Origin of the sequence: Mycobacterium simiae (genome assembly GCF_010727605.1) — a bacterium.
Classification (GTDB): domain Bacteria; phylum Actinomycetota; class Actinomycetes; order Mycobacteriales; family Mycobacteriaceae; genus Mycobacterium; species Mycobacterium simiae.
Genome location: NZ_AP022568.1, coordinates 1,720,934 through 1,733,254 on the forward strand (window position 1 = coordinate 1,720,934; position 12,321 = coordinate 1,733,254).

Below are 12,321 nucleotides of genomic sequence, written 5' to 3' on the forward strand. Positions count from 1 at the left end.
GTCAGTGGATGAACTGCGCCGCGCGATGCCCGAGCATCACGATGCTCGCGTGCGGTCCGCGACTGGTGACCGTGGGCAGGATCGACCCATCGATCACCCAAAGATTGTCAATCCCCCACACCCGGCACCGCGGGTCCACGACGGCGCGCGGGTCGCCGTCGATACCCATCGGTGCGCTGGCACATAGGTGTTGCGAGGTGGCCCACACCGGATCTCCGACATAGGTTGCCGCGCACGCCAATTCGCGGGCCAACTCACTGCCTCGCCGCAGGGCCTCGACATCCTCGGGCTCGCTGTCGTAGCGATGCTCAATGCGCGGGGGCACCGCCGCATCGGCCGACACCAGCCGGACGCGGCCCCGGGCCCGCGGCCGCATCAGCGCCACGCCGATGTGCGGCCAGTCGGGATGACCCGCGGCGCCGTCACCCGTCATTGCGACAAAACCACCGGTGTACGGCCTGATCTCGACATCGTCGGCGGTATTGAGAACCACCTCGAGCACCGGCCGCCCCGCGACGACCGTCCAGTCGGTGGGCAGCACCCATTCGGGGTGGTCACTACACGACACGCCCACCGGCAGCGGCATCACCACCGGCACGCCGAGTGACCGCAACATCGCCTCGTCTCCGATACCCGACAACATCAGCAGATGCGCCGATTCAATGGCACCGGCGCACAAGATGATTCGATCGGCAATGCATGTCATGGGACCGTCCGGACCCACCGCGTCGACGCCCACCGCCGCGGTCCGGTTGAACCGCAGTCGCAGCGCCCGCGTTCGGGCCAGCACGGTCAGGTTTGCTCTGCCGCGGGCCCGAAGCAGAAACGCCGCACCCGAGCCAATCCGCACCCCGTCGACGATATTGAGTGGTACCGCCCCGACACCTGGAATCAACTGCGGTCCACAATCATTGAGATCGGCGATCCAGGAAAACCCGGCACCGCGCGCCGCATCGATGAAACATTCTGTGGTGCCAGTCATTTCGTGTGTCCGGCGAACAAGTATCGGTCCTGCGTCGCCGTGGGCGGGCCCGGTGAAGTCCAGGTCTGTCTCGATCGCCCGGAAATGGTCGGCGACGTCGGACCACGCCCAGCCTGGTATGCCGGCCCCGTCGAAGTCCTGTGGCAAGCCACGACAGAAATATCCGCCATTGACTGCTCCGGATCCGCCGATCGTCGCACCGCGCACGATCGATGCCGCACGGACCGGATGATCGGTGAGCCTGGTCTGATAGCGCTGCACCAGCGGGCTGCGAGAACCGATCGGTAGCTGCAGCCCGTTGGTAGTCTGCGCCAGCAGCGCCGGATCGTCGAGCGCGGGACCGGCTTCGAGGACGGTCACCGCGCAGCGGGGATCGGCGGAAAGCTGTTCGGCAACAACAGATCCGGCACTTCCGGCGCCGACGATCAGCACATCGCTGTGCACGGTCAAGGCGGCGGCTAGCTACGGATCTGCGGTTTGAGCGCGCGTAGGTTGCGCTCACGCACCACGCCCCACCACAGCCCCAACCCGTAGGCCAGGTCGTCGACGCGTTTGAGCAGCAGATAGGTCAGCAGTCCGATCGGCTCGGCGTCGTCACTGGTCGCGTCCCGGCGGCGGAGCCAGTCCACCACGCCGTCCATTACCGCCGCGACCACCACGACGCGCCGACAGTGACGCGACAGGATCGCCGCAACCAGTGCCACCGGCCAGTAGTGCCGGCAGATGGCCGAAGCGAGCTGCAGGGCGGCCGACCACAAGCCGCGCGCCGCGATCACCAGCACGTCGGTGAACGAGGTCTCGGTGCCCCGCATGGCGTTGGCGATGCGCCGACCGGTCAGCAACGCGATCAGGATCGACGTCAGCTGGGACAGGCTGGTGCCCAGGGCCATCAGTATCCAGGCCATCAAGGCCCAGCCGGAGATCACCACCGGGGCCGTCTTGTCTGGGTGGCGCACCGACAGCGGCGCCGCAGAACCACCGTAGAATGCCTTGCGCGCAAGCCAATCCCGCAGTTGGGTGCGGTGGTCGTGGGCGACGAGCGCAATCGGCTCGTAGCGCAGCCGGGCACCGGCTTCGATGAGCCGCCAGCACAGGTCGACGTCCTCGCCGGACTGCATGGTCTCGTCGAACCCACCGACCTCGCACAGCGCCGCACGGCGACAGATGATCGCCGCGCTCGGGACGTAGGAGACGGTGCTATGCGGCAACACCGGCGCCTCGCGCTGCCCGAGGTCCAGCGAGGAGTGCACCGCCTCGTATCGCGCCACCACATTCTCGCTGTGCGCCAGGCCCACGATGCGCGGCGCCACCAGCGCCACGGTGGGGTCGCAGAAGTGACCGAGAAGGGCTTCGAGCCAGCCGCGCCGCGGCGCCACGTCGGAGTCCAGGAACGCCACAAAGTCGGTGGTGCACGCCGCCAGGCCGGTGTTGCGCGCCGCGGCTGGACCCCGGCTGCGGGGGTGGTGCAACACCTCGATGTCGCAGTGCGTGCCCGCGAAGTCTTCGGGGCGAATGGGTGTCAGGGAACCGTCATCCACCACGATCACCCGCAGGCCACGCAGCGAGTTCAGCAGGCGTCGCACGCCAGAAACGTTGTCGCGCACCGGGATTACCACGGTGACGTCACGGTGCGACGGGCCACCCGCGGGGCGCGGATGTGCGACGGTGGCGTCCAGGAGGGTGCGGGCGAGCGCAGCGCTGACTTCGTCGCGCACCTTCAGCCGGCCGTCAGAGATCATGTCCTGGGCGGCCGGCGCGAGCTTGAGCAGCCGAGTCGGCGATCCGCCCAGCAGGGCCGACCCGTCGCCGAGCACCCGCACGCGGCGGTCCACCTGGACGGCGAACCCGTCCGGTAATCGGGGCGAGCTCATGTCAGCATTCCGTCCGGCCCGGGCGACCAGCGCCCGATTCGACGCACACCGCCGGCCACCATCTCCGTGAAGATGCGCTCGCCCTCGACCGCGGTGGCGGTGGTCGGGTCGCCCAAGACGCCCACCGGACTGACCGCGGCGACTCCCCCGCTGCGCATCGTGGGCAGCAATTCGGGTAGCGGCGCGGGGTTCCCGGCCAACCACCGGTCGGTCAGCACGTCGGACGGCGAGATGTGCAGCAGCACCGAGGTTTCGGTGTGACCGGCGTGGGCGTCGCCGCCGACCGTGGCGCAGGGGCACCAGGCGGCGTCACGGCCTTCGGCGCGCAGGGTGGCGACCGCCGACCGCAACGCGTCGGTGTTACCGCCGTGACCGTTGACGAAGACGAGTCGCCGCGCCCAACAGGAGGCCGACCGGCCGTACTCGACGAGCAACACGGTCAGGGCGTCGGTGCCGAGGGAGATCGTGCCCGGGAAACTCTGGTGCTCGCCGCTGGCGCCGTAGGCGATGGCCGGCGCCACCGACCACGCCTGCCTCAGCTCGGCCACGCACGCCGCTCCGATTGCCCGGGCGACCGCTGTCGCGATCCGGGTATCGGTATCCAACGGCAGGTGCGGGCCATGTTGCTCGGTGGAACCCAGCGGGATCAAAATCGACGCCGAGATACCCAATAGGTCGCTCGACGTCGCAGCTCCTAATTCGCCGAGTACGGGCACTCGGTGATGGTAGGACGAATTCACCTGGCGTGCACCAATTGTTGTGCCTTCAAAGTTATTTTTTTTCTGGCCCGTTCACCGAAGCGCCGAAAGTCTCCTCGTTCGTCACGGTTGCCACGCGCGTACCAAAATTGTCGCACACGTCGATTTTCGCTGGCAATCGCGAATTCGCGCCGGTCCGGCTCGATAGATGGCTAAGCGGCCCGATTTACCCACATTTGGCCGGTCAGCCCCCTCGGACTATGCCTGCCCGCCCGCAGGCACACCGAGCGCCCGGGTGAAGCCGTCCGGCACCAGAATGTCGTGTGGACCAAGGTCGTGAACCGAGGCATGCCCCAGCCCCATGAGCGCCGAGTCGATACCGCCGCGCAGCACGTCGAGCACGTTCTCGACACCGGCCTGACCATTCGCCGCCAGCCCCCACAGATAGGCACGGCCGATCATCACCGCCCGCGCCCCCAGGGCCACCGCTTTCACCACATCGCTGCCGCGCCGAACCCCGCCATCCAGCAACACCTCGATCTGGTCGCCGACTGCCGCCGCCACCGGGGCCAGCGCGCGGATCGACGCCGGCGTCCCGTCCAGATTGTTGCCGCCGTGATTCGACACCGAGATCGCCGAAACCCCGGCGTCTACAGCCCTTTTCGCGTCATCGACCCGCATGACTCCCTTGAGCATAAACGGACCGCCCCACAGCTCGCGCAGCCACGCGATGTCGTCCCACGTCGGCGGGGGAGTGCCCATCCACTCCCCGTAGGCGGCGAAGAAGGGCGGGCCTGGTTCGCCGCGGCGGGCCTGGTTGGGCACCGACAACGTCGGCGGACGCATGGTCTTCGCCCACTTCAGAAACCACCGCGGTTTGAACACCGCCTCAGGAGACAACCTCAAGATGGTCCGCAGGTTCATCTCTTCGGGGATCTTCGGACTACCCCAGTCGCGTCCGTGCGAGAACGACCAATCGGTGGTGACGATCAGGCCGACCGCACCGGCCGCGCGGGCACGCTCCACCCGTTGCGCGATCGCGTCACGCCCACCCAGCCAGTACACCTGGAAGAACAGCTTGGGGTTTGCGGCGATGACTTCCTCGATCGGCTTGCTGGCAAACGAGGACAGTCCCATAGCCGTTCCCCGTGCCGCGGCGGCGCGTGCCACAGCAACCTCGCCATCCGGGTGCACCGCCTGCACACCGGTCGGCGAAATCAGCACCGGCATGGAAATGTCTTGCCCCATAACAGTGGTCGCCAATTCGCGCTTTTCCAGAGCACCCACGACGTGCGGCGCGAAACCGAGCTCACCGAAAGCTTCGACGTTGTCGGAGACCGTAATTCCCTTTTCGCTTGCCGCAATCAGGGCCGAATAAACGGATTTCGGCAGACGCCGCTTGGCGCGCTGCTGCGCAATCGCAACCGTCTCGAACCACTCGTCGGCCACTGCTACACCGGGCTTTCGTTGCACAGCCGTGCCGGCGGCTGTTGCGGCGGCCGCACCGACAGGGTCAACGGCACCGGTTGGCGGGCTCGCTGCCCACGCGAGTGGTCGGCGCGCGGGCGCGGTGTTTCCCGGTCGCGGGCCAGCGCCGCCGCGCTGTGCCCCTGCACACATTCGGGATCGGGCCCATCCATCGGCAGGCCGGTGAAAAACTTGGCGGCCATGCAGCCACCGCGGCAGCTGTCGTAATGCCCGCAACTGCCACAGGCACCCGCCGATTGCGGTTCGCGCAACTCACGGAACAGTGGAGCATTCTTCCACACATTGTCGAATCCGCCGTCAGCCAACACATTTCCGGCCAGGAACCGGTCATGGATCGCGAACGGGCAAGCGTAGACGTCGCCCACCGGGTCGATCAAGCACACCACCCGGCCGGCTCCACACATGTTCAGACCGGCCAGCGCGCCGGAGGACCCCAGCGGCGCCAGATGGAAGAAGGAGTCGCCGGTGAGCACCCGCTCCCCCTTGGCGACCAGCCAGTCGTACAGCTGCACCTGCTGGACCGCGGTCGGGTGTAGGTCTTCCCAGACGTCCGCGCCGCGACCCGAGGGGCGCAACCGAGTGATTCGCAGCGTGGCACCGTAACGGCTCGCCAGGGCGGCGAATTCATCGAGCTGGTCAACGTTGTGCCGGGTGACGACGACGGAGATCTTGGCGTCTTTGAATCCGGCCGCGGCCAGATTCTCCAAGGCACGCACCGCCATGGCGAACGAGCCGGGCCCCCGGACGGCGTCGTTGACCTCGGCCGTCGCGCCGTCCAGTGAGATCTGCACGTCCACGTAATCGCTGGACGCCAGTCGCGTGGCGACGTCCGCGGTGATGCGGACCCCGTTCGTCGAAAACTTCACGCCGACGTGGTGCTCGGTGGCATAGTCGACGAGCTCCCAAAAGTCTTGGCGCACTGTGGGTTCCCCACCGCCAATGTTTACGTAGAACACCTGCATGCGTTCCAGCTCGTCGATGATGTCCTTACACTGGCGGGTCGACAACTCTCGTGGATCGCGCTTGCCCGAAGAGGATAGGCAGTGCACGCAAGCCAGGTTGCACGCGTAGGTGAGCTCCCACGTCAGGCAGATGGGCGCGTCCAGCCCGTGCTCGAACTGTTCGACAAGCCGGGGTACCGGGGCCGCCGTTGTCATAGATGGTCCTCCTGGGGCACCAGCATGCGGGAATCGACCAGCACACTCAGCGCGTGTAGGTACGGTGCCTGCGCGCGGTCGTCGATGCCGGCGGCACGCAGCGCCGACTGGACATCGGGGTGGTCGGGCAGCGATTGCACCACGGCAAGGATGGTGCGGTTCTTCAGAAAAGAGAGCTTGCGAGTACCAAAGTGATACAGCAGCGCGCCAAACGGTTCCGGTCGAACCGCGACCTGCGGGTGCAATCGCCAACCGCGATCAGGGTCGAACCGGCTTTCCGCCGCCCGAGCCTGCGCGGGCGCGGGCACGGTCAGTAGACCCCGCACATTCCGTCGATGGACACCTCTTCAACCAGAGTCTCGGTGACGAGTTCGGTCTCGGTCTCGGTCTCGCGGTCCATATGCGTTGCCTCTCCTGGGGTATCGACAAGGGTGATCGATGTTGTCACAATCGACGCCAGAATATGGCATCGAGTGCCGAAATGGAAGGGCAGGTTTGACGCTTCCGCATCCGCGAGTGGGCCGGCGCCGCTCCACCTCGCCCCAGCACATCACCGACGTCGCCATCGACCTGTTCACCGCCAGAGGATTCGCCGAGGTGAGCGTCGACGATGTCGCGCAGGCTGCCGGCATCTCGCGACGAACGTTGTTCCGCTATTACGCGTCCAAGAATGCCATCCTCTGGGGGGAGTTCGACGTTCACCTCGCACACCTGCGGCAGCTGCTGGACACGGTCGGTCCGCGGGTGCCGCTGGGCACCGCGCTACGGGATGCCCTGTTGTCTTTCAACACCTTTGACGACTCCGAAACCCTCCGGCACCGCAAGCGGATGCGCGTCATCCTGCAGACCGCGGAATTGCAGGCATACTCGATGACGATGTATGCCGGCTGGCGTGCGGTGATCGCGGAGTTCGTCGCGCGGCGCTCGGGGGCGAAGACCACCGACCTGGCTCCGCAGACCGTCGCCTGGACAATGCTCGGGGTGGCGTTATCGGCCTACGAGCATTGGCTGCGCGACGAATCCGTTCCCCTGCCCATGGCGCTCGGCAATGCCTTTGACGTCGTCGGCGCGGGACTGGAGAGCCTGGAAATATGACCATGACCAACGAGCATCTGCTGCACACGCTGCGATCGCAGGGACGATTCTGCGGCGCCTCGGGCTCCGCGATGTACGACGACCTGTTCGAACTGGTGGCCTCCGACGTCGAGCACGGCGGTATCTTCGCGGCGATCCTGTCCGGCCACGAAGACGACTCGTCCGGCGCGGCGGTGCCGTTGCGACTGCTGGGCGGTCTGCATCGCCTGGTGCTCGACGGCCGGGCATCGGCGTTGCGCCGTTGGTACCCCAGCACCGGCGGCAGCTGGGACGCTGACCGGGCCTGGCCCGAGATCACGGCCATCGCTAGCGAACATGCGGATACCCTGCGCGCCGCCCTGGGTCATCCGCCGCAGACCAACGAGGTCGGCCGCTCGGCAGCGCTGATCGGCGCCCTGCTGCGGGTGAATCACCAAACCCGGCTACCCATACGGCTTTTCGAAATTGGATGCAGCGCCGGACTCAACTTGCGGGCCGATCGCTACCACTACCGCTACGGCGGCGGGCAGTGGGGGCCGGCCACGTCACCGGTCGTCATCGACGACGCGTGGCACGACCAGCTGCCGCCACCCGGCGACGTGCGGATCGTGGCGCGACACGGATACGACATCGCACCGGTCGACGTCACCGGTGACGACGGGGAACTGACCGCGCTCAGCTACGTCTGGCCCGACCAGGCCGCCCGGCTAGCGCGATTGCGCGGCGCGATCGCCGTCGCCCGCGCGGTACCGGCGCAGTTGGTGCGGCAAACGGCGGCCGACGCGGTCGCCGGCATGACTCTGGCCGACAGCACCTTGACGGTGCTGTGGCACTCGATCACCTGGCAATACCTGTCCGAGGAGCAACGCCGCCGCGTGCGTGTCGGGGTGGACGCGTTGGGCGCCCGGGCCCACACCGCCGCGCCGTTCGCCCACGTGACGATGGAGCCGGCCCGCGGGACCGACGGTGCGCTCAGGTTCCTGGTCCGCGCCCGACGCTGGCCCGGCGGCGACTCGGCGGTGCTGGGCGAGTGCCACGCCCACGGCGCCCCGGTGCATTGGCGATAGTCGGGGTTCGCCCAATTCTAGGCGGCCGCCTCCGGGTTGGCGATCCGAATCGGTGTCCCGTCCAGCCAGGCCAGCACGGCCTCGATGCTCTCACCGTAGAAAGCGGCCAGCGTTTCACGCGTGACGTAGCCGAGGTGCGGTGACAGCGTGACATTCCGCAATCGCCGCAGCGGATGCTCGGGGTCGGGCGGTTCAACGTCGAAGACGTCGATGCCGGCCCCGGCGATGCGCCCGGTTTGCAGCGCGGCGATTAGCGCCGCCTCGTCGACGATCGGTCCCCTCGAAGTGTTGATCAGGTAGGCGTGCGGGCGCATCAGGGCCAGTTCGGGCGCGCCGACCAAACCCCGCGTCCGGTCGGAGAGCACCACATGGATGGAGACCACATCCGACGATTCGAATAGAGCCGCCTTTTCGACCCGGCGCACACCGGCGGCCGATGCCGTCTCCTCGGTGAGATTCTGGCTCCACGCAACGACTTCCATACCGAACACCTGCGCGTACTCGGCCATTCGCTTGCCGATCCTGCCCAGACCGAGCAGCCCGAGCGTCTTGCCGGAAAGCGTCACGCCGACGCTGCTCTGCCAACCGCCCTGCCGCATCCGCGCATGCTCGTCGGCCAGGTTGCGTACCGTCGCGATCATCAAACCCCATGCGAATTCCGGCGTGGCATCGCGGACCCGGCCGAACCGGGGATGGCTGAAGTCCGAATGAGCAACCAGGACGTGGTGTTCCGTCGCGGCGGCCATGTCGAGGTTCGGTAGGCTTCGGCCGACGATGGTGATCAGCTTCAGGTTGGGCAGCCGCTCGATCAGCGTGCGCGGCAACGCCATTCGCTCGCGCACGGTACAGATCACATCGAACGGGCGCAACACCTCCGCCGCCTCCGCTTCGGACAGGTGCCGGTCGAATACCGTGACCTCGGCCCGGCTCTGCACCGCGGACCAGTCCGCGAGATCAAGGGCCACGCCGGCATAGTCGTCGAGTATCGCGACTCGCGGCATCTCGGGTCAGCCCAGCAGTTCGGAAATGGGGGCCGCGGCGGCAATCTTGCTGCGTGCCTTCATCACTTTGCCGGGCATCCCGCCACCAACCACGCCGACCACCATCCCGTCACGCTCGTAGTAGGCCAGAAACTTCCGACCGTCGTCCTCGACCAGATGGACGACGTCGGTTGCTTCCGGCTCGCCCAGGCACTGGATCTTCACGTCGTACTGGTCACTCCAGAAGTACGGCACCACCGTCACCTCGGGCACGTCCTGGCCCAGCATAGCGGGCACCACAACCCGAGCCTGATCGGCGACGTTACTCCAATGCTCCACGCGCGCTTGATGTCCCGTCGCGTCGCGCCAGGAAGCCACGTCGCCCAGCGCCCACACGTTCGGCGCGCTGGTGCGGCCGGCCTCGTCACAGACGACCCCGTCGTCCACCTCGATGCCGCTACCGTCCAGCCAATCCGTGGCCGGCCGCGACCCAATGCCGACGACCACCAGGTCGGTCGCTATTTCGGTGCCGTCGGTGAGCACCACGGTCTCGACCCGGTCCACACCGCGCACCTCGGCCACGCTGACACCGGTGCGCACGTCCACACCCTCGGCGCGATGCAGCCGCGTCACCAGTTCGCCGATTTGCTCGCCGAGTACCGACGCCAGCGGCGTCGGTTGCGGCTCCACCAGCACGACGTCGACACCGCGGCCGCGCAGGCTGGCGGCGACCTCGCAACCGATGAAGCCCGCGCCGACCACGACGGCGTGCTGCGCCTTGCCGGCGTGCTCGCGCAGCGCCAGGCTCTCGTCGAACGAGCGCAGCACGCGGATTCCCTCGAGGTCGGGGAACGCCGGAATGCGTCGCGGGATCAGGCCCGTCGCGATCACCAGCTCGTCGTAGCCCAGCACGGTCCCGTCGGAAAGGGTGAGCGTCTGCGCGGTGGTGTCCAGGGCGGTGGCTGCCACGCCTAGGCGCAGCGTGATGTTCTTCTCGTCGTAGAATTCGCGCGGCTTGAGCGCGACGTCGTCGACCTCGTTGCGCAGCACTTCTTTGGACAACGGCGGACGGTCGTAGGGCAGATGCACCTCGTCGCTGACGATGGTGACGGGTCCGGCGTATTCGGATCGACGCAATTGCTCGGCTGTGCGGGCGGCGGCCAGCCCGCCCCCGACGATCACGATTCCGTTATTGCTCACGTGGAGTTCTTAGCACGCTGCACGATCAGTACTTTAGGGCGCCCTTATCAACCGGGATCTGCGCTCCGGTGACCGTACCGGCACCGTCACCCGCCAGCCACACGACGACGTCGGCAACCTCGTCGGGCGACATGAAGCCGTTGGGCTGCAAAGGCATTGGCGGGAAGCTGTGCACGAAGCTGGGGTGCTTGGCAAAGACCTCCATCATGGCCTCGGGCTCGATCATCGGCGTGTCGATCGAGTACGGGTGGATGGAGTTGACCCGGATGTCGTATTCGCCGAGCTCGAGCGCCAGGGTGTTGGTCAGAGCGGTCAGACCGTGCTTGCTGGCGGAGTAGTGACCGTTGCCGGGCGTGGCCTTTATTCCGGCCGACGAGCTCACCACGACGATGGACCCGCCGTTGCCCGCCTCGATCATCGCGGGCACCACCGCGCGCAGGGTGCGCCAAGTTCCGGTCAGGTTGATGCCGATGACGGTGTCCCATTGCTCATCGGTCAGCTCCCAGACGCGACCCCAGCTCAACACGCCGGCGTTGGCCACCAGGATGTCGAGGCGCCCGAACTGCTCGACACCATCGGCCACCAACTGACGTAGTGCGGCGTCGTCACGGATGTCGACTTCCCGGGCCAGCACCTTGCGGCCCGCAGCCTCTACCAGGCGCACGGTCTCGTTGAGATCCTCGGGTGTAGCCGGCGTGTACGTCACGGTGCTCGACGCCGGAGCACAGATGTCGAGCGCGATGATGTCGGCACCGGCGGCGGCCAGGCGTACCGCGTGCGCGCGACCTTGCGCTCGGGCGGCGCCGGTGATGAAAGCCACCCGCCCCTGTAGTGATCCGTCGCGTCCCGACACACACGCCCCTTTCGCCGCATCACAGGCTAGCAGCGGAATTGCGGTGTTCTCATTCGGCTCGATGACGCCGCGGCTCAAATCTCCGAGATGATCTGGGTGCGCCGGGCGTTGTACTCCTCGTCGGTCAAAGCGCCGCTGGCACGCAAGGTCTCGAGCTGCTGAAGTCGCTCGCTGATGGACGGCTGCGGCGGCGTGACGACCGAGGTTGCACCGGCCGGTGCGCCCTGCGCCGCCGGTGCCTGCTCGGCCGCACGGCGTACCACGGCGTGAATCTGTTCGCGCAGCGCCGGGTTCGACCGAACGTCGACCATTCGGTTCAGCGGAATGTTGTTGGCCTTGAGCAGCTGCAGGATCTCCATCAGCGGGCCGGCCTGCCCGCTGAGATCGTAGGTCCTGTTGTCCTCGGCCACCGTAAACTGGGCGGGCACCAGCCCGTTCACCAAAGCGCTTCGCTCCCAGTCGATTTGGTATTCCTGCGTGGCCGGGTCGAGCAGGACAACCAGCTTGCGTGCGGTGAGGTTGCCCAATCTGGTCACGCTGGCGACTACCCGGTCCTGGGTGTTGAACGGCGTGAACCCGGGACCCGAGATGTACAGGTCCACCTTCACCAGCGGCTGATCATTGATCCGGGTTCCTGTTTCGGTGAGCCCGGTGATCTGCGCAAGGGCCAGCACGCCGTGCTGCTCCAGCAACGCCGACTTGGCCGCCGACTTGGCGCCGTAGTTGGTCAGCGCGAGCGCGATCAGGACGTCGGCCACCGTGATGAGCAGGCCGACGTAGAACATCCATTGCAGCAAGTCGCCCAGGCCGAGGGTGAAGTAGACGACCAGGAAGATCGGTCCGACCAAACCGCCGCACAGCAAAACCACCAACTGGGTCTTCAGGTAGCGCGCTAACACGTTTTTCTCCTCGCTTTGCTGGGAAGTTCGTGTCAGATTAACGCCACCGCGC

General features: G+C 67.0%; 13 protein-coding genes. 2 read left to right on the forward strand and 11 right to left on the reverse strand.

Annotation, left to right across the window (positions count from 1 at the left end):
• Window position 1 precedes the first annotated feature (1 nt).
• From mftG to mftA, 7 genes are all read right to left on the reverse strand, one after another.
• Window positions 2-1,432 (reverse strand): mycofactocin dehydrogenase MftG, encoded by a 1,431-nt coding sequence (mftG, locus tag G6N33_RS07910; RefSeq protein WP_179962671.1) that lies wholly within the window; start codon window positions 1,430-1,432, stop codon window positions 2-4.
• A gap of 8 nt (window positions 1,433-1,440) precedes the next feature.
• Complete coding sequence (gene mftF / locus G6N33_RS07915) at window positions 1,441-2,853, reverse strand: mycofactocin biosynthesis glycosyltransferase MftF (protein WP_044509818.1); 1,413 nt, start codon at window positions 2,851-2,853, stop codon at window positions 1,441-1,443.
• Window positions 2,850-3,593 carry a mycofactocin biosynthesis peptidyl-dipeptidase MftE gene (gene mftE / locus G6N33_RS07920; protein ID WP_044509817.1) on the reverse strand — a complete coding sequence of 248 codons (744 nt, stop codon included), beginning with the start codon at window positions 3,591-3,593 and terminating at the stop codon, window positions 2,850-2,852. The genes mftF and mftE overlap by 4 nt, the downstream gene beginning before the upstream one ends.
• Window positions 3,594-3,809: 216 nt before the next feature.
• The gene (gene mftD / locus G6N33_RS07925; RefSeq protein ID WP_044509816.1) at window positions 3,810-5,000 is read right to left on the reverse strand and encodes a pre-mycofactocin synthase MftD; all 1,191 of its coding nucleotides are present in this window, start codon (window positions 4,998-5,000) and stop codon (window positions 3,810-3,812) included.
• A 2-nt stretch (window positions 5,001-5,002) separates the two neighbouring features.
• Complete coding sequence (gene mftC / locus G6N33_RS07930) at window positions 5,003-6,196, reverse strand: mycofactocin radical SAM maturase (protein ID WP_044509815.1); 1,194 nt, start codon at window positions 6,194-6,196, stop codon at window positions 5,003-5,005.
• Window positions 6,193-6,522, reverse strand: a complete 330-nt coding sequence (gene mftB / locus G6N33_RS07935) for a mycofactocin biosynthesis chaperone MftB (protein ID WP_196806409.1) — start codon at window positions 6,520-6,522, stop codon at window positions 6,193-6,195. Before mftB ends, mftC begins: the two co-directional genes overlap by 4 nt.
• Window positions 6,507-6,596, reverse strand: coding sequence for a mycofactocin precursor MftA (mftA, locus tag G6N33_RS07940; RefSeq protein ID WP_044509813.1), 90 nt, complete (start codon window positions 6,594-6,596; stop codon window positions 6,507-6,509). Before mftA ends, mftB begins: the two co-directional genes overlap by 16 nt.
• 95 nt (window positions 6,597-6,691) lie before the next feature.
• On the opposite strand from mftA, the gene mftR reads away from it, so the two are divergent.
• Window positions 6,692-7,291, forward strand: coding sequence for a mycofactocin system transcriptional regulator (gene mftR, locus G6N33_RS07945; protein ID WP_044509812.1), 600 nt, complete (start codon window positions 6,692-6,694; stop codon window positions 7,289-7,291).
• On the forward strand, window positions 7,288-8,337 hold the full coding sequence (locus tag G6N33_RS07950) for a DUF2332 domain-containing protein (protein ID WP_231382547.1): 1,050 nt from the start codon (window positions 7,288-7,290) through the stop codon (window positions 8,335-8,337). The genes mftR and G6N33_RS07950 overlap by 4 nt, the downstream gene beginning before the upstream one ends.
• Before the next feature lie 17 nt (window positions 8,338-8,354).
• On the opposite strand, the gene G6N33_RS07955 is transcribed toward G6N33_RS07950, so the two are convergent.
• The 4 genes from G6N33_RS07955 to G6N33_RS07970 all read right to left on the reverse strand — a co-directional run bounded on the left by G6N33_RS07955 (window position 8,355) and on the right by G6N33_RS07970 (window position 12,269).
• Window positions 8,355-9,338: a D-2-hydroxyacid dehydrogenase family protein gene (locus G6N33_RS07955; RefSeq protein ID WP_044509811.1), complete on the reverse strand. Its 984-nt coding sequence runs from the start codon at window positions 9,336-9,338 to the stop codon at window positions 8,355-8,357.
• Window positions 9,339-9,344: 6 nt separating this feature from the next.
• Complete coding sequence (locus tag G6N33_RS07960; RefSeq protein WP_044509810.1) at window positions 9,345-10,517, reverse strand: NAD(P)/FAD-dependent oxidoreductase; 1,173 nt, start codon at window positions 10,515-10,517, stop codon at window positions 9,345-9,347.
• Between the two features lie 25 nt (window positions 10,518-10,542).
• Window positions 10,543-11,370 (reverse strand): mycofactocin-coupled SDR family oxidoreductase, encoded by an 828-nt coding sequence (locus G6N33_RS07965; RefSeq protein WP_044509809.1) that lies wholly within the window; start codon window positions 11,368-11,370, stop codon window positions 10,543-10,545.
• A 74-nt stretch (window positions 11,371-11,444) separates the two neighbouring features.
• The gene (locus G6N33_RS07970; protein ID WP_044509808.1) at window positions 11,445-12,269 is read right to left on the reverse strand and encodes an SHOCT domain-containing protein; all 825 of its coding nucleotides are present in this window, start codon (window positions 12,267-12,269) and stop codon (window positions 11,445-11,447) included.
• Between the last annotated feature and the right edge of the window lie 52 nt (window positions 12,270-12,321).